Below are 15,856 nucleotides of genomic sequence, written 5' to 3' on the forward strand. Positions count from 1 at the left end.
TCGGGGTGAGCGACACCGGCCCGCCCGGGCACTCCGCCACCACCTGAGCCCAATCGGCCCCCAGCGTGTTCCAGTCGGTCTGGGCCAGCAGCACACGCGGATCGGGCAAATCCTTGATCGTCACGCGGCGAGTATGCCGTCCGTCCCCGACAAGCAAGGCATGCATGGCTAGGAGGGGGTTCGGGCCCGCCAGTGAGGACGGCTTCGGACACTGACACGTGTGATCACGGACTGTTGTGGCGGCTCGCCGTGGCTTATAGGAGTCCGGGGCCCTGAAGCAGGACTGCGCCACGCCCCAGACGAGCCGATGCTGCGCGCCGCCCGCGCCGCCCACCAAGCTCGTCTCACCGGCGCATCCCCAGCACTCGCCGGCTTTGAACACCTGGCACCCCAACTCGATCCCGGCTACCGAGACTGGCTCCGCGAACAAGCCATCGTCGTGCGGATCTGGCAGTCGCAGGTGGAGCTCGACGTACGGGTGCCGCCGCGGCAGCCGTTGCAGTCGTGCCACAGCGTCCTTGATCTGCTGATCGGACACGATCTCAGGATGCCGGTGACGATCAATATGGTCGCCGCCGGGTAGCGCCGAGCGAACAAATGTTCGATCATGGCGTCATGGACGCAGGCATGGATGCAGGTCGAGACGCCATCGAGACCCCGCTCGCCGTCCACGGCGCCACCCGGCATCCCGTCCAGAACCCGGCCATCTGGATCCGCCTGGCGGGAGCATGGCGGCCCGCCCTGATCGACCACTGGCGGCCCGCCCCCGGCGGGTGGCTCGCCTGGATCCACCACCCCACCATCCCCGGACGCAGCGGCCCCTGGGGCCTGTATGCCTACGACCCCGCCACCATCCGACAGCGACTCTCCCACCTGCCGCCCGACCAGTGGCGCCGCACCTGCAGCGCCGAGACCGCGGCCGCCTACCAGTGGGGCCGCGGCGGCACCCGCAAATGGGGCGAGCCCCTACCGCCGGCGCCCTGCTGCAGCGCGGCGGTGAGCCAGGCTTATGTCGTTGAGGGCGCGCTGGTGTGCCTGCCCTGCGGGCACAGCACCACCATCACGTGAGTTCTCATCGGTTTGCGTGCCGGAATTTTCCCAGGTCAAATCCGCGTCGTCCCGGCGTCCGAGTGACGGTTTCCGCCTGCGTGGTCTCCGCAGCCGCCTGACCCGAAGACGCCTCGAAGCAGGGTTGCCTTCTTTGCGGGGTGAACGCAAAGATCAATCATGGCGTTGCCCCAGCCTCTCCTGGACTTCATCGGCCCTCCCCTGGCGCCCCCGGTGCCGCCCGACTGGGATCTGATCGCCGGGTCGCTGGGCACTGGTCTGCCGGCGGACTACATGGAACTGGCCGAGACCTACCCGATGCTGAAGTTGGGCGACTGGCTGTTGATCGCCCACCCCTCGGTCCCACCACCCGACCACGACGTCGACAACCTCTCCACTCTTCAGCAGTGGGCGTTGCAGAGCCGATTCGTCACCGATCGCCAGGTCAGGGAGCTGCACATCCACGACCCGGCGACGGGCCGAACTCACGTGCGCCCCCTTCCGCAAAACACTCTGCCCTATCCCGCCTACCCCGAGCCGGAAGGGTTGATGGCGTGGGGCAGTGCCGAGGAGAGGGGCACGTGGTGTTGGCACACCCGAGGACATCCCGACAGCTGGACGGTCGTCATTGTCGACAGCGACATGGCGTGGGAGTACCTGGGCACCACCACACAACTGCTGAGCGATGTGGCCACAGGCCAAGCAGACAGTCCCCTGATCCCGGCAAGTCTCGCGCGGTGCGGCAGCTGGACCGAGCAGTTCCTGGTATGACCGAGTTTCCCTACCTGGACAGATTCCGGGCGCGGGTGTCCCCTCCGCCCCGCCCCACCTTCGGCACGCAACCCTGGGACCAGGTGTTCGCCGAGCTCGGTACCCAACTCCCCCCGGATTTCGTGGCGTTCGTCGAGCTGTATGGCGCCAGCTCGTTTGGGAACGGTTTCCTGTTCGTCGGCGACTCCCGGCAGGATCTTCAAGCGTTCGGGAAGAGCTACGCGCAGCTGATATGCGAACAAGGAGACCGCTACCGGCAGTGGCGCAAGATGTCCTGCGACCTTCACCCGATGCCCGCCTGGCCCGAACCCGGAGGCTTCCTGTCATGGGGCGGGGACGTGGACGGCAATGTATTCGGCTGGCTCACCCAGGGCGCACCGCATCAGTGGCCGACAGCTGTCTTCGGTCGGCAGCTCCCCGACGGCATCATCGACCACGTCCCCATGACACAGTTCCTGTGCGGCTGGCTGACCACCCCGATCACCTATCCGCACTGCTTGCCAACGCTGCCCGGACTGCTGGATGACGAAGACCTCGACGACAACGAGGAACCCAAGCCCCACATCGTCCGCGAGCTCATCTGCCGGAGCCTGTGACCAACCTGCAAACGGCCCGACCTTCGGGCTGTTTGACCTGGTCGGCAAGGCGCTCACCCCACCGATCCGCGACCTGGGGAAGATCACGCTGGTGCGGGTCAACTCGCCGACGGCGACCACCACGGCGTTCCCGCACGCGGGGCCGCTGCTGGGACGACCTGCTGCGCATGGCCGGGTCACTGAAGTTCCCGCTCCTCAGCGCCTTCCTGCGCGGCTGCGACGCCAGCTTCCCCGCCCTCACCGAAGCCCTCACCATCCCTGTTCAACGCAGCGCCGAATCCGTCGGACCGACCCCAAGAACCGGACCAGCCGCACAGCCATCCTCCGAAGCGCATGCGCCGTCCTAGGCTCATGCGCAGTGAGCCGGCGCTGCTCCACTTGCCCGCAAGCCGCCAGACAGCATCGCCTCAGGTCATGACCTCTACTACCAGTCGCTGTAGCGATCCTGCTCAGGGGCCGACTCGTCCACGATGGCTGCGTCGGCGATGAAGATGGCGAGCAGGGGCTGCCAAACCACCGCTCTGTAGGGCGGCACTACCGTCGAGGGGAGCCCGTGGGCTATCCGACGAGCTGCTGACGTGCCCTGGCTATCGTCTTTGCTGTGTCGATCGTTCCAAGGATGCAGCTGTGGGTCCAATCCGGAGGAGGGCCCTTGGTTGTAGTGCCGCAAGCTGTCGTTGAGACATGGGACTCGACCCCGGGCGATCCAGATGTCGATGAACCCACCGGATGGGGCGACTACGAGCGCGCCTGCGAAGTCGACGACCACCTGGGCATCGTGGATGTTGAGGGCACACAAGCCCTCGTCCTTGGCGACATGCCGGACATGACCACCTACTTGCCCGAACGTCAGCTGTTCGTGCGATGGCAAGGCGCAGAATCCGAGGCCTGGCTTCTCGGCTCTATCGATCGAGCCCTGGACATGGCCATCTGGCAGTGCGAGGTCCGGTGGACCGTCCCTGGGCCTGCTCTCCTTTTCGACTCGGCCTGGCCAGGCGCCGACCTGAGCGTCCATCAGCCAGGCAACCATCTGGCGGTCGACCTTCTGCCAGGCACCTACCGGGTGCGTCACTCCTCGGTCGAGCCCGATACCGACACCATGGTCGGGCTGGTGCAGCTCGAGCTCCTCGCAGACTAAGAACCTCTCAAACGCGACCCGGTCGAACACGGCAGGGCGCCCCAGGCCGGCGGTGGCCGCACTGGCTCTCGCCTGGGGCGGTCGCCAACCCGTGGAATCAGACGTCCAGGTCGGGGGTGTCCAGGTCAAGGTCGTGGTAGGCGGCGATGGCGCGGGCGGCGGGCATCCGGGTGCGCCACGCCTGCTCGTCGACGCCCCGATAGGAACTGGTCGGCATCGGCGGCAACTCGACGCCGATCCGGTCGCTGTCGGGGTCGCCGGAACGGGCCTGCCATTCGCGGCGCCCGCCGTAGGTGGTGCGCCGCAGCGTCCCGGCGACCTGGCCGCCCGGGGCCACCACCCGCCACCGGCCCTCGTCGGCCTCAGCCTGGGACTGCACCAGCCGCCACCCCGCCGGCAGCCCCTCGATCGGCTCGTCGCGGTGGATAGTGGCTTGGCGGCGGCGGTGCACCGCCTCGGCCGCCAGCGCCCGCAGCGCCGCCGCACGCGAGGCGAACCCGTCGTTCTTATAGCCGGCAAAGACCAGCCGCTGTCGCGACCGCTGCTTCCCCTCGGCGGGCGTGTGCTGGGCCTGCCAGACGGCGCGGTCGTGCCGTCTGGACCACTCCCTGGCGACCCGCCCCACCTGCGTGGTCTTCTTCCACCACAGGACGTAGGCCTCCACGTCGGGATCGGCCTGGGTCATCGTCCACTCCCCGCCCAGCCCCGGCACCTTCTTGTGCCGCAGCGACGACGGCGAGACCGGCGTCGACGACGTCGAGGCAGTGGCTGGATGGACGGGGGACGGGGGCTCAGGTCGACGGTCGTCGTGCCCCGCCGGAGTCTCACGCTCAGGGCCAGAGGCTGCGGGGCGCATCGCGGTGGACCCGTTCGGCACCGCCAGAGCAGTCGGCACGGCCCGTCCGTCATCGACAGCCTGCAGCTGCTGCGGCGTGGCGTTCCGCACGGCGGCACCAGACACCAGGTCCCCTTCTGTTTCGTTACCGCTTTCGTTACCGGTGGGCGGGGCCGGCGTAGCGGTGCGGGCGGTCTCGCAGGCCAGTGCGGCCAGGCGATCCACCAGATGGTGGGCAGCGGCCTCGGCGTCCAGGTCCGGCGCGGCGGTCGCCACCGCAGCGACCAGACGGCCAGTGACCTGGTTCAGCTCTTTGGCGAGTCGCTCGGCCTCCTGGCGCATCAACGCCGCCTCGTCGTTCTCACCGCTGTTCCCACTCTTGCGGCGGGCGGCGCGGTGCGCGGCGACCCGGCAGCGTGTGGAGCAGTACCGCCCGGGGCGACCACGTCCCTTGGGCTCCACGGGCCCAGCGCACCACGCGCACTCAGCACCGGTCGGGCCAGCCGTCATCACACCCTCGTTTTCGTTACACATCCGGTAACGAAAACGAGCCTACAGCGAGCGCGTAACGAAAAACCGAGCTTGTAACGAAAAACGATTCGACAGGCCCGGGCGGGGACCTCCACCAGCTCGCGCAGTGCGGAGATCAGAGGGAACCACGCGGAGCGATCATGAGGCCCCCATCGAGGTGGCGCCGCTGGGGTGGTGGCCGATGGCGGCCGTGGGTGGGCGCCGTTGTGCGGTTGAGTGGTAGTGGTCGGATTGCTGTTCGTAGAGTCGCAGAGTGGACCTCCCAGCCCCGCGTGTTCAGTCTGACGAGCCGGAAACACCAGCAGCGCCCGGCTCGCGCGGCCCTGCGGGGCGAGTTGCTGGTCCGGGTGGTGGGGCACGTTGGGTGTGGTTGCTGGATGGGATTTCGGCCGTGCTGGTGGTGGCGGTCGGCGTGGCGATCAACCAGGTCCTCAACAACGGCCAGTGGGCTTGGTGGTGGCTGGGCATCGCGCTGGTCCTGGCCGTGGTCGCCGCCGTGGTCACCCACAAGGCTGCCGGTGCTCGTATCCCCGCACGTCAGCCACCAGAAGGTTCAGCAGGAACGCGGAATGTGTTCTCGGGGGGTACTGCGTCGCAGCTGGTGCAGGCCCAGAATGTGACGTTGCACCAGACGTTCGGGGACGTCCTCTCGGCATCGGGGCTGTTGCCGCCGGTGACCCAGGTCGACGGAGCCGGGCTGGTGGGCCTGCCACGGCGGCCGGCCCAGGTGTTCGTCGGCCGCGACGACGCACTGATGGCCGTGGGCCGCACGTTGAAGCACGGCCAGGCGGGAGTGATCACACAAGCGGTGGTCGGGCTGGGTGGAGTGGGCAAGAGCGAGTTGGCTTTGCACTACGCCCACGCTCGGCGCGGCGACTACGACCTGGTGTGGTGGTTGCTGGCCGAGACCAGCGAGGACATTCAGGCCGGCCTGGCCGGCTTGGGTCGAGCCCTGGCTGCGCCGGTCTCCTCGGCGGCCGCCGCCCAGGCTCCTGCTCCGGAGGCGGCGGCTTGGGCGTTGGCCTGGCTGGCCGCCCACGACCGATGGCTGCTGGTGTTCGACAACGCCGAACATCCCGACGATCTCCAGCCTTACCTGGGGCGGCTGAGTACTGGCCATATCCTCATCACCAGCCGCCGCGCTGCAAGCTGGAGCGAGATCGGTGGCACCGTGCTGCGGCTGCCGGTGCTGAGCGACGCTGACGCCGCCGAACTGCTCACCCGTGCCCTTACCCATCCCGGCACGACCCCAGCCGAGGACCACCATGACCGGGATGGGCGAGAGGGCAGGGCGTTGCACGAGCTGGCCGGGGAGCTGGGCGGGCTGCCGTTGGCGTTGCGGCAAGCCGCCGCCTACATCGCTGCTACCCCTGGCATGACCGCCACCGAGTACCTGCGCCGGCTACGCGAGTCCCCCCGCTGGGCCCTGGCCGCCACCCCTACCGGCCCGGCCGGTCACTCCTCGGCGAACCGGTCGGCGCGCAGCGACGAGCAGGTCGTCGCCGCCACCTGGGAGGTGACCATGGCCCGCATCGGCCAGGACCATCCGGTCGCGCCGCGGGTGCTGCGGCTGATGGCCTGCTTCGCCCCCGACGCTCTGCCCGTCCACGTCCTGTACCGGCTGCCCGACCACGACTCCACCGTCACCGACCAGACCCAGGTCGAGCAGGCACTGGCCGCCCTACTCACCTACAGCATGATTGACCAGGACCCTGGCCGCCGCCACGTCAGCGTGCACCGCCTGGTTCAAGCCGTCACCCAAGCCCAGCTGAACCAAGCCGATAAGGCCGATGACCAGGCCACCGCCACCAAACTCCTCGTCCATGCGCTACCCAACAACCCCGAAACGATCACCTCCTGGCCCGCTTTCGCCGAACTCCTCCCGCACGCCACCCACCTGCTGGCACCCCACTCGCCCGCCATGGCAACCGTCCTGGACTACCTGGACGTCAGCGGCGACTACCGCACCGGCCGCGACCTCCAACGCGCCCGCACCACCGCCCTACACAACATCCACGGCCCCGACCACCCCGACACCCTGGCCGCCCGCCATAAACTCGCCTACTGGACCGGGTGGGCGGGTGATCCGGTTGCGGCCCGCGACCTGAACGCCGAGCTACTGCCAATCCGCGAACGAGTCCAGGGGCCTGACCACCCCGACACCCTGACCATCCGCAACAGCATCGCCTACTGGACCGGGCGGGCCGGTGATCCGGCGACGGCCCGTGACCTGCTCGCCGAGCTACTGCCAATCCGCGAACGAGTCCAGGGGCCTGACCACCCCGACACCCTGACCACCCGCACCAACCTGGCCCGCTGGACCGGGTGGGCGGGTGATCCGGTGACGGCCCGCGACCTGTTCGCCGAGCTACTGCCGATCCACGAGCGGGTTCTGGGGCCTGACCACCCCGACACCCTGACCACCCGCCAAAAACTCGCCTACTGGACCGGGTGGGCGGGTGATCCGGTGACGGCCCGTGACCTGCTCGCCGAGCTACTGCCGATCCGCGAACGAGTCCAGGGGCCTGACCACCCCGACACCCTGACCACCCGCACCAACCTGGCCCGCTGGACCGGGTGGGCGGGTGATCCGGTGACGGCCCGCGACCTGTTCGCCGAGCTACTGCCGATCCACGAGCGGGTTCTGGGGCCTGACCACCCCGACACCCTGACCACCCGAAGCAACCTCGCCTATTGGAGGAGGAAGGCGCGCTTCCGTCGACTCACACGCTGGGCTCGGCGGTCTCGCTGATCCAGCGCGACCAGACAAGGTGGCATACCACAAGGACGAACCGGCACCGGGCCGGTGGGACCACAACCGATCCAGACCCATCGCCGCTTGTCTGTGGTGCCGCGCTTCTTGGGAACGGCCCGGATGGCCCGCGATGCCCCGCTGAAGAACGTAGGACGTGACTGGCTGAGGGGCGTACTTTCTGCCTCGGTATTTGTCGTGTCGGGTTGGCCCGGGAGTTGGTGTTCGGGACGTCGACCGCCTGCTGCGTGCGGCCAACTTCGGACTTCGGGAATCTTCGGCGCCGCCCGGCTGGGTGTGGTCGGCTGCGCCACAATGGAGGAGGTGACGGCGGGAGGAATGATGCAGGCGGCCGAGCACAACTCCTATGGCGCGTGGCTGATCGGCTTCCTGGACCTCACCTCCGCAGGGAAGGCACGGGGCATCCAGGTGGAGTCGCCCCTCGGGGAGCCCATCGACACATTGTGGACTCCGGGCGTCCGCTACCTGGTCCGGCAGGTCCCCGAGTTGGGCGGTGCGTGGGCGCGCTGCCTGCCTGACAACCTTCCCCTCTTCATGCTCCTGCAGAATCCCGAGGCTCTGGCGCAGCCACCCCAGCCCGAGGCCGTGCTGGTCACCAGCCCGGCCCGGTTCGACAACACCCCCGAACCCGCAGTGCCGACCTGGGCTCCCGGCCTGGACGGTGTCGGTCCGTCCTTGCAGGGAGCCGACGGTGAGCTGGTGCGGTGGATCCTGCTGGACGGCTACGTCTACGACATCCGCGACGACCTGTACGGCCAGCCTGGCCGTTGGCCGGTCAACGAGTGGCGCCCAAGACGTTGGGCGAGGTCTTTGGCAGCCCGTTTGACCTGGCGTGACCGTGATTCCGTTCGCGTGACCTCAGCCGACGCAGCGGTAAGGACGCCTCCACAAACGCAAGGCCCAACACTTCCTCGCCTTCGCCTGCATAGCCGCAGTCCTCATCGGCTATCGCCGACTGGCCTGGCTGCTCAGGGCCTGAGCCGGTCCTGCTGCACATCGAAACAGACCAGCCCCATGGATTCGGCCACCGCTGCCGCGTATGCCGACGCCTCCTCGGCCATGCTCCACCGCAAGGGAAAGTAGATCAGCGGCCCACAGGCCTCGTCGATCAGTGGGCCGGTCGACCAAGGCGAGGTGTCCTCCTCATCCTCGGTGAGGTCACACCACCGCTCAAGCAGCGCGGCCACGTAAGCCGCGATGCGCTCGGACGGAGGTTCTTGCGTCTCGCCGTCGATGTAGCGGTCATACAGGGTGCTGAAAACCAAGCCGGCGGACTTGTCATCGGCTGGTCTATCGCCCTCCCAGACAGCCAGGTCATAACTCATGCCCGGAGGCTCTCACACCGCACCGACACCCACCCGAGCCGTACTGCACCTATCTCGGGCGGGTGTGGCTCGTTCCCAGCGGGCCATCCGCGCAGCTCAGCAAGGCGTCCTCGGTGCCCAAGGGCGCACAACAATGCGAACTCATCTGCCTACTCGCCCCACGGGTCTTCGACCTTCCCTCGGGCCTCCAATCCGAGCTGACGCAGGCGTTCAGCCCCTTCCTGGTCGCCCGCCCGGCGATACAGCCGCACCAGCTCCCCCAATGCGCTGGCGTCCCCGGCGTCGGCGAGGTCATCCACTGCTTTGGTCGGCCACGCCGGATACCCCTGGAGCGCACCTGCGCGTTTGGCAACCCGGCCTCAGCACGACCAGCGCGGTGGGATCCTGGCGGTGATGAGTGGTTCGGCAACCTGGGGCGCAGGCCGCGCAGCCAGCGCCCGACGATGAGCAAGCGCGCATCTTGAGCGCCGCGCCAGAGGTCGGCATTCCCGTCGGCTGCCATCCCCGGTGCTTGACCCCACGTCCCCATCTCCACTGGCTGGCCGAGGACGAACGGGAGGTGGCCGAGGCCGCCCATGCCAGCACCTGCAGACCCATCCCGGCCAGGGGCGAGGACCCGTGCGGCTGGCTACCGATCGCGTGAGCTGACGATCCTCGCGCGCGCCGAGGTGAACAAGGCGTCGGCGTGCTGGCCCAGGTCTGCAAACGCCGCAACGTGGTGGAGTGCTGTTTCAACCAGCTCACGTACTGGCGTGGCATCGCCACCCGCTATGAGCAAGACCGCCGAGTCCTACCAGGCCGCCATCACCCTGGCCGCCGTGCTGTTGTGGCTATGAACTTTGACGACACAACCTAGCGATTTCGCCACCACCGAGGCGGTCACGGCGATCACCCGGATCACCAGCGGGAACTTCCGCCTGACCAGCCGCCTGGTCGGCTAGATCGACCGCATCTTGCGGATCAACCAGCTCACCATGGTCACCAAGGAGGTCGTCGAGGCCGCCCGGCAGAACCTGGTCATCGGCATCATGTGAGGTGGCGTCCCAGACCAGGCAGAAGGCTTCTGGGCCGCCTGCGGCCGATCCCGGACTTCAGTGCGGCTGATGCAAGGTGTCGGCGAGTTGGTCGACCAGTGCGGCTTTGGTGGTTGCGGTGGTGATGCGCCTGGTCTCGCAGCCGTCGGTGAACAGGATCAGGGTGGGCAGGGCCATGATCTGGTAGCGGCGGGCCAGTTCGGGGGCGTCATCGAGCTTGACCGTCGCCACGCGCAACAGCCCGGCATGGTCGGCGGCCAGGTCGGCCAGGATCGGCATCAGCGCCTGGCAGGGTCCACAGCCGGTGGCCCAGAACTCCACCAGCAGCGGTTGGCGCGTGGCGATCAGGCGCCGGTCGAAGTCGGCGGTGCCCAGCGCGGGCAGGGTGGTGTTGACGGTCATGGCTGTCCTTGTCGATCGGTCTCCGCACGGGCGGCAGGGTGGGCGGTTGGGCGGGCGGCGAGGTCGGCAGGGGTGTGGGGGCGGGTGGCGGTGCCCAGGATGTGCGGGGCCGAGGGGAACGGGGGGCGGGTCTGGGGCCAGTCGACCCGCCGCAGATCCAGGTCGGTGAACCCGGCACGCTCGATCGCGGCGGTGGTGTCGGTGGCCAGGTGGCAGCCGCCGTTCAGCAGCGGCCAGACGGTGGCGTCCAGGGCCCGTTGCACCCGGCGCAGCGCGGGGACTCGGCGCGGACGTGCTCGAAGACGTGCAGTTGCCCGCCGGGCTTGAGGACCCGGAACATCTCGGCCAGGGCCGCCTCGCGGTCGGGGACCGAGCACAGCATCAAGCACACCACGACCGCGTCGAAGGTGTGGTCGCCTGCGGGCAGGTGTTCGGCGCGGCCGTCGGTGACGGTGACCGGCACCGGGACGGCGGCCGCGGCGTCGGAGGCCAGGCGACGCAGGTAGGGCTCGGGCTCGACCGCGACCACGCCGGTGACCTGGGGCGGGTAGTGGGCGAAGTTGGCGCCGGTCCCAGCGCCGACCTCCAACACCCGTCCGGACACGCCTGCCAGCAGCGCCCGGCGGTGCTCGTTGACCCCGCCGCGCTCCATGGCGGGGGCGGTGCGGGCGTACATGCGCGCGAACAACGGATGCCCGCGCCACCGGTCCCGCTGCCGCTCCTTCGGCCGGTCGGTCGGCTGGTCGGGCTGTTGGGCTGGGGTGCTGTGGGGATTCATCGGCGACGCCTCCTGTCGGCGGGCCCGGGTTGGGCACTACCCTCAATTCGGGAGGCTACGACATAGTGAAGTTACTACACAATGATGCAGGTTCCGAATCTGAGGGTATCTCTGTGCCTGCCGCGTCGACTACATCCGCTGCGCCTGCCGAGCAGGGTTCGCGCGGGTCGGGGCATGCGCTGGAGAAGCTGTTCTCGCTGGCGGTGGTGACGCACCAGTTCATGGAGGCCGGGCTGACCGAGCGCGGGCTGTCGCGGGCGCGGGCGACGGTGCTGTGGAATCTGCGCCGGGGTGGGCCGATGCCCCAGCGGGCTCTGGCGGCCGCGATCGAGGTCAGCCCGCGCAACGTGACCGGGCTGGTGGACGCGCTGGAAGCCGACGGGTTCGTGGCCCGGGCCCCGCACCCCCACGACCGGCGCGCGGTCCTGGTGGACCTCACCGACCAGGGCCGCGCCACCGTGGAGGCACTGGGAGACGAATACGACCAGGGAGCCGCCTGGCTGTTCGCGGGCGTGGAGGAGCGGGACCTGGCCGGGTTCGTCACCGTCGTGGACCACCTGCTGGAGCAGATCACCCGGCACGAGTGCTGAACCCTGGCCGGACCGGCGGCCGATCAGGAACCGGGACTGCGGGGCGCGGCGGTGCCGGTGGCATGGGTGCGGGCGGCGGTGGCCAGCAGCTCGGCGGCCCGGTCGACGTCGGCGGCGGTGGTCCAGCGGCCCAGGCTGAGCCGCAGCGCCGAGGTCGCGCGGTCGGTGCGGTCGTGGCGGCCCTCATACATCGCCGCCAGCACCGGCGAGGGCTGCACGACGCCGGAGTGGCAGGCCGAGCCGGTGGAGGCGGCGACGCCGGGGACGGCGGCCACAAGGTCGGTGCCGCGTGCGCCGGTGATGCCCAGGTTGAGGGTGCCCGGCAGCCGCCGCTCGGGGTGGCCGTTGAGGTGAACGCGGCCGGGCAGGCGTTCGGCCAGGCGCTGGTGGAGGCGGTCGCGCAGGTGCCGCAGTCGGCCGGGCCCGCCATCGGTGATCTCCTGGGCGGCCAGTTCGGCCGCCGTGCCCAGGGCCACGGCCAAGGCGACGTTCTCGGTGCCCGCGCGCAGGCCGCGTTCCTGCCCGCCGCCGGGCACCAGCGGCTCCAGCCGCAGACCGGGCCGGAGGTACAGGGCGCCGATGCCCTTGGGGGCATACAGCTTGTGCCCGGCCAGGCTCAGCAGGTCCACGCCCAGCCCGGTCACGTCGAGGGGGATCTTCCCTGCGGCTTGGGCAGCGTCGGTGTGCAGCGGGACGCCGTGGGTGCGGGTGATGCGGGCCAGTTGGTCGAGGGGCTGGAGCACGCCGGTCTCGTTGTTGGCCGCCATGATCGACACCAGGACGGTGCGCGGGCTGATCGCCGCAGCCAGGTCGCCCGGGTCCACCAGGCCGTGGGCGTCCACGGGCAGGTGGGTGATCTGGGTGCCGTGGCGGCGGTGCAGGGCGTGGCAGATCTCCAGCACCGCCGGGTGCTCGGTGGGCTGGGTGATCACCTCGGCCCGGCCCGGATCAGGGTGGGCCAGCACCACTCCGGCGATCGCCAGGGCGTCGGCCTCAGACCCGCTGCCAGTGAACACGACGTCGGCCGGCTCGGCGCCGATCAGGGCAGCGACCTGCGCGCGGGCACGACCCAAGGCAGTGCGGGGCTGGTCGGCGTAGGGGTGTCCGCTGGAGGGGTTGCCGAAGTGGGTGGTCAGGTAGGGCAGCATCGCCTCGACCACACGCGGATCGACCGGGGTGGTGGCGTTGTAGTCCAGCAGGATCGGCCCCTGGCGCAGCCCGGGCGGGACCGGGGCGTCGCTGTGGTCGAGCGGCCCGGCGGTCATGCGGGACTCCCGGAGACGACGGGCAGGCCGGCCAGCCGCCACTGGGGCAGCCCGCCGTCCAACGGAAAGGCGCTGTAGCCGTGCTCGCGCAGCACCCGCACCGCCTGCGGGGCCAGCACGCAGTAGCGACCCCGGCAGTAAGCGACGATGCCGGCGCCGGGCGGCACCCGGTCGGCCAGCTCGGCCAGCCGGTCGGCCAGCTGCCCGGGCGGCAGATTGAGGGCGCCGGGCAGATGCCCGGCGGCGAACTCGGCCGGCGGCCGCACATCCAGCACCACCACCTGCCCGGTCTCGATCCGCCGCGCCAACTCCTGCATCGAGACCGGTTCCAGCGCCTGGACGTCGCCCAGGTAGTCGCGGGCGGCGCGGTTGGCCCCGGCCGACCGCGCGGCGGCGAACCCCTGCATCTGGTCCACCAGTGCGACCACCTGGTCGTCGGTCAGCCGGTAGAACACCTTGGCTCCCTGGCGGCGGGCGGTCACCAGACCGGCCGCCGCCAACGTCTTGAGCTGGGCGGAGGTGTTGCTGACCTTCATCGCGGCCGCCTGCGCCAGCTCCTCCACGCTGCGCTCGCCCTGGGCCAGCAGGTCCAGCAGCTCTAGGCGGGCCGGGTTGGCCAGCGCCTTGCCGATCTTCGCGAACTCCTCGTACACCCGCGTCTTCGGCGACGCCGTGTTCCGGTCCGGGCCTCCCACCAGCAACCTCCAATATTCTTTGGAATATTGTAAGGCTAATCGGGGGATGCCCCTTCGGCGAGGATCCGGGAGACCCGGCATGGACGACCAGCTCACCTTCGACACCGGCATCGACTTCGACACCGGCATCGACTTCGACACCGGCATCGACTTCGACACCGGCATCGGCATCGACAACGCGCCGCCGGACGCGGCCCCGGCGGCGAACCTGGGCGGCTCTGCCCATGGGCATTGGGAAGACGTCTACCGCGATCGCGGTCCCGCACAGGTCAGCTGGTTCCAGCCCGAACCCCAACCCTCCCTGGACCTCATCCGCGCGCACGATGCCCAAGGCCGCGGCTCGGTTATCGACGTGGGCGGCGGCGCCTCCCCGCTGGCCGCCCGGCTGATCGAGACGGGCTTTGACGACGTGACCGTGCTGGACGTCTCCGAACACGCGCTCCAGCAGGCCCGTGCCGCCGCCGAACACCAACCCGGCGCCGACAAGATTCACTGGGTGCACGCCGACCTGCTGGCCTGGCGACCCGACCGCACCTGGCGCCTGTGGCACGACCGGGCGGTGTTCCACTTCCTCACCAACCCAGAAGACCGTGCCGCCTACCTGGCCGCCCTGCACCGCGCCCTGGAACCCGGTGGCGTTGTGGTGCTGGGCACCTTCGCACCCGACGGCCCCACCCACTGCTCCGGACTGCCCGTCGCCCGCTACGACGCCGACCAGCTGGCCGCCGAACTCGGTGCCGACTTCACCCCGTTGCTGTCACACACCGACCGCCACCACACCCCGGCCGGTGCGGAGCAGCCCTTCACCTGGATCGCCGCCCGCCGCGCCTGAACCCTCCCGAGCCTCACCTGCGCCGCTAGTCACCGAAAGGCGCTTGGGCGCGCCGGGCGTACAGGTCATAGCCGGTGTCCAGGAGCGAGGTGGCGGCCACCATGGTCCAGTACAGGCCGCTCACCGATCCGGTGACGCGGGCCAGCGCGAGGTCGTGTCCCTTGGCCGACCTCCCGGGCCGATACCTCCTTGTCCAGCACGCTCAAGGTGCCGTGGGTGTCGCCGTGGGCCAGCGCGCTGCCGGCGCTCCAGACCAGCTCGGCCGTATCGGCCGGGATCTGGGCCTCGATCGCGGCGTCACGGACCATGTCCCGGTAGGAGGCCGGGGTCTGCTTCAACCTCTGCTCGGCCTCAGCGTCCTCTGCTCGGCCTCAGCCTCGGAGATCCCCAGCGTGGTGGCCAGCAGCGTGGTGAGCTCCTGCAACGTTTGCTGTTTGGTGGGGGGCCCGGGGCGTTGAGCAGCTCGCGCATCTTGAAGGAGGCGCGGACCTCGTTGCGCTACATCGCCAGCCGCCGGGTCAGGCGCGTCGCCCGATCCTGAGGGCGCAACAGCCAGGGCCTTCACTGCTGCGAACCAGTGGCCTGGTGGCCATAGGCGTCGTCGACTGCGGTCAGGATGCGGTCGCGTGCGGTCTGGGCCGAGCACAGGTCGGTGAGCACGTAGTAGGCCAGCCCTTCGGCCAGGGCGGCCAGGGCGATCGCGGTGGGGAGCGGGTCGGAGACGCCGTCATGGGCCAGCAGGTCGGCGAGTTGCTGGTGCAGGCGGGTGTAGTCGGCGTGCAGCCGGGTGGCGATGGCCGGGTCGGTCAGGGCCAGGGCGGTGAAGGCCTGGCGCACCCGCATGTGCACGTGGGTGTCGGGGTCGTGGGGGATCAGTTCGGTGAGGACCACGGTCAGCACCTGGCGGGAGGTGGCAACGTCGCCGGTCCTGGCGGTGATGCGGGCGGCCGACAGCGCGTTGGCGTGCTCGAAGGCAGCCTGCAGGAGCCGCTGTTTGGTGGGGAAGTAGTGCTGGACGCGTCCGGCCGACACGCCCGCGCGGGCGGCCACCCGGCTCTGGGAGACCGCAGCCAGGCCTTCGTCGGCGACCATCGCCAGCACCGCCTCGGCGATCTCGGCGGCGCGCCGGTCGTGGTGGGCCCCCGGCCCTCGGGTGCGTCGCTCCACCGGCCCTCCCCGCTTGTCGATGCGCCCCCATCGGATTGACCTAGATCCGGGGGATCGCCTACCGTCAAACCCTAGCA

16 protein-coding genes are annotated in these 15,856 nt (G+C 69.9%); 8 read left to right on the forward strand and 8 right to left on the reverse strand.

Translation table 11 applies throughout. The features are described 5' to 3' along the window. Nucleotides 1–307 precede the first annotated feature (307 nt). The 5 genes from AKI01S_RS33695 (at nucleotide 308) to AKI01S_RS33715 (ending at nucleotide 3,552) form a co-directional block, all read left to right on the forward strand. Complete coding sequence (locus AKI01S_RS33695; RefSeq protein ID WP_067826898.1) at nucleotides 308–583, forward strand: hypothetical protein; 276 nt, start codon at nucleotides 308–310, stop codon at nucleotides 581–583. A gap of 44 nt (nucleotides 584–627) precedes the next feature. Beyond that, entirely contained in the window at nucleotides 628–1,068 is a 441-nt protein-coding gene (locus AKI01S_RS33700; protein WP_157420336.1) for a hypothetical protein, read from the forward strand. Between the two features lie 159 nt (nucleotides 1,069–1,227). After that, nucleotides 1,228–1,818, forward strand: a complete 591-nt coding sequence (locus AKI01S_RS33705) for a hypothetical protein (protein WP_067826904.1) — start codon at nucleotides 1,228–1,230, stop codon at nucleotides 1,816–1,818. Further along, nucleotides 1,815–2,414, forward strand: a complete 600-nt coding sequence (locus AKI01S_RS33710; protein WP_067826907.1) for a hypothetical protein — start codon at nucleotides 1,815–1,817, stop codon at nucleotides 2,412–2,414. The genes AKI01S_RS33705 and AKI01S_RS33710 overlap by 4 nt, the downstream gene beginning before the upstream one ends. Nucleotides 2,415–3,033: 619 nt before the next feature. After that, complete coding sequence (locus AKI01S_RS33715; RefSeq protein WP_067827006.1) at nucleotides 3,034–3,552, forward strand: Imm21 family immunity protein; 519 nt, start codon at nucleotides 3,034–3,036, stop codon at nucleotides 3,550–3,552. A 97-nt stretch (nucleotides 3,553–3,649) separates the two neighbouring features. Here AKI01S_RS33715 and AKI01S_RS33720 read toward each other — a convergent pair whose 3' ends face one another. Next, a complete protein-coding gene (locus tag AKI01S_RS33720) occupies nucleotides 3,650–4,237 on the reverse strand; it encodes a hypothetical protein (protein ID WP_067826910.1) in 588 nt (195 codons plus the stop codon). A 1,045-nt stretch (nucleotides 4,238–5,282) separates the two neighbouring features. Between AKI01S_RS33720 and AKI01S_RS33725 the strand changes: the two genes are divergently transcribed. Then, a complete protein-coding gene (locus AKI01S_RS33725) occupies nucleotides 5,283–7,670 on the forward strand; it encodes a tetratricopeptide repeat protein (protein ID WP_157420337.1) in 2,388 nt (795 codons plus the stop codon). A 989-nt stretch (nucleotides 7,671–8,659) separates the two neighbouring features. Here AKI01S_RS33725 and AKI01S_RS33730 read toward each other — a convergent pair. From AKI01S_RS33730 to AKI01S_RS33745, 4 genes are all read right to left on the reverse strand, one after another. Further along, nucleotides 8,660–9,016, reverse strand: coding sequence for a hypothetical protein (locus tag AKI01S_RS33730; protein ID WP_067826916.1), 357 nt, complete (start codon nucleotides 9,014–9,016; stop codon nucleotides 8,660–8,662). 1,091 nt (nucleotides 9,017–10,107) lie between these two features. Then, nucleotides 10,108–10,452, reverse strand: a complete 345-nt coding sequence (locus AKI01S_RS33735) for a thioredoxin family protein (protein ID WP_067826919.1) — start codon at nucleotides 10,450–10,452, stop codon at nucleotides 10,108–10,110. Beyond that, nucleotides 10,449–10,715 carry a hypothetical protein gene (locus tag AKI01S_RS52975; protein ID WP_067826922.1) on the reverse strand — a complete coding sequence of 89 codons (267 nt, stop codon included), beginning with the start codon at nucleotides 10,713–10,715 and terminating at the stop codon, nucleotides 10,449–10,451. Before AKI01S_RS52975 ends, AKI01S_RS33735 begins: the two co-directional genes overlap by 4 nt. Beyond that, nucleotides 10,676–11,230 carry a class I SAM-dependent methyltransferase gene (locus AKI01S_RS33745; RefSeq protein WP_067826925.1) on the reverse strand — a complete coding sequence of 185 codons (555 nt, stop codon included), beginning with the start codon at nucleotides 11,228–11,230 and terminating at the stop codon, nucleotides 10,676–10,678. The genes AKI01S_RS52975 and AKI01S_RS33745 overlap by 40 nt, the downstream gene beginning before the upstream one ends. Nucleotides 11,231–11,343: 113 nt before the next feature. On the opposite strand from AKI01S_RS33745, the gene AKI01S_RS33750 reads away from it, so the two are divergent. Then, a complete protein-coding gene (locus AKI01S_RS33750) occupies nucleotides 11,344–11,820 on the forward strand; it encodes a MarR family winged helix-turn-helix transcriptional regulator (RefSeq protein ID WP_218009921.1) in 477 nt (158 codons plus the stop codon). Nucleotides 11,821–11,843: 23 nt separating this feature from the next. Here the strand turns inward: AKI01S_RS33750 and AKI01S_RS33755 are convergent, their stop codons facing one another. Both AKI01S_RS33755 and AKI01S_RS33760 read right to left on the reverse strand, forming a co-directional pair. Continuing rightward, on the reverse strand, nucleotides 11,844–13,085 hold the full coding sequence (locus tag AKI01S_RS33755) for a cysteine desulfurase family protein (RefSeq protein ID WP_067826928.1): 1,242 nt from the start codon (nucleotides 13,083–13,085) through the stop codon (nucleotides 11,844–11,846). Then, the gene (locus tag AKI01S_RS33760; RefSeq protein ID WP_067827013.1) at nucleotides 13,082–13,780 is read right to left on the reverse strand and encodes an ArsR/SmtB family transcription factor; all 699 of its coding nucleotides are present in this window, start codon (nucleotides 13,778–13,780) and stop codon (nucleotides 13,082–13,084) included. Before AKI01S_RS33760 ends, AKI01S_RS33755 begins: the two co-directional genes overlap by 4 nt. Nucleotides 13,781–13,859: 79 nt before the next feature. Here AKI01S_RS33760 and AKI01S_RS33765 point away from each other — a divergent pair, with 79 nt between their 5' ends. Then, complete coding sequence (locus AKI01S_RS33765; protein ID WP_084000514.1) at nucleotides 13,860–14,612, forward strand: class I SAM-dependent methyltransferase; 753 nt, start codon at nucleotides 13,860–13,862, stop codon at nucleotides 14,610–14,612. A 561-nt stretch (nucleotides 14,613–15,173) separates the two neighbouring features. Here AKI01S_RS33765 and AKI01S_RS33775 read toward each other — a convergent pair. Beyond that, nucleotides 15,174–15,779, reverse strand: a complete 606-nt coding sequence (locus tag AKI01S_RS33775) for a TetR/AcrR family transcriptional regulator (RefSeq protein ID WP_067826934.1) — start codon at nucleotides 15,777–15,779, stop codon at nucleotides 15,174–15,176. Between the last annotated feature and the right edge of the window lie 77 nt (nucleotides 15,780–15,856).

This window comes from Actinomadura kijaniata NBRC 14229, assembly GCF_001552175.1.
Taxonomy (GTDB): Bacteria; Actinomycetota; Actinomycetes; order Streptosporangiales; family Streptosporangiaceae; genus Spirillospora; species Spirillospora kijaniata.

Excerpts from the sequence above, each read along its gene's own strand:
- AKI01S_RS33745 (WP_067826925.1), bottom strand. The coding sequence starts at position 11,230 with ATGAATCCCCACAGCACCCCAGCCCAACAGCCCGACCAGCCGACCGAC.
- AKI01S_RS33700 (WP_157420336.1), top strand. The coding sequence starts at position 628 with ATGGATGCAGGTCGAGACGCCATCGAGACCCCGCTCGCCGTCCACGGC.
- AKI01S_RS33755 (WP_067826928.1), bottom strand. The coding sequence starts at position 13,085 with ATGACCGCCGGGCCGCTCGACCACAGCGACGCCCCGGTCCCGCCCGGG.
- AKI01S_RS33705 (WP_067826904.1), top strand. The coding sequence starts at position 1,228 with ATGGCGTTGCCCCAGCCTCTCCTGGACTTCATCGGCCCTCCCCTGGCG.
- AKI01S_RS33720 (WP_067826910.1), bottom strand. The coding sequence starts at position 4,237 with ATGACCCAGGCCGATCCCGACGTGGAGGCCTACGTCCTGTGGTGGAAG.
- AKI01S_RS33715 (WP_067827006.1), top strand. The coding sequence starts at position 3,034 with ATGCAGCTGTGGGTCCAATCCGGAGGAGGGCCCTTGGTTGTAGTGCCG.
- AKI01S_RS33730 (WP_067826916.1), bottom strand. The coding sequence starts at position 9,016 with ATGAGTTATGACCTGGCTGTCTGGGAGGGCGATAGACCAGCCGATGAC.
- AKI01S_RS33710 (WP_067826907.1), top strand. The coding sequence starts at position 1,815 with ATGACCGAGTTTCCCTACCTGGACAGATTCCGGGCGCGGGTGTCCCCT.
- AKI01S_RS33765 (WP_084000514.1), top strand. The coding sequence starts at position 13,860 with ATGGACGACCAGCTCACCTTCGACACCGGCATCGACTTCGACACCGGC.
- AKI01S_RS33735 (WP_067826919.1), bottom strand. The coding sequence starts at position 10,452 with ATGACCGTCAACACCACCCTGCCCGCGCTGGGCACCGCCGACTTCGAC.
- AKI01S_RS33695 (WP_067826898.1), top strand. The coding sequence starts at position 308 with ATGCTGCGCGCCGCCCGCGCCGCCCACCAAGCTCGTCTCACCGGCGCA.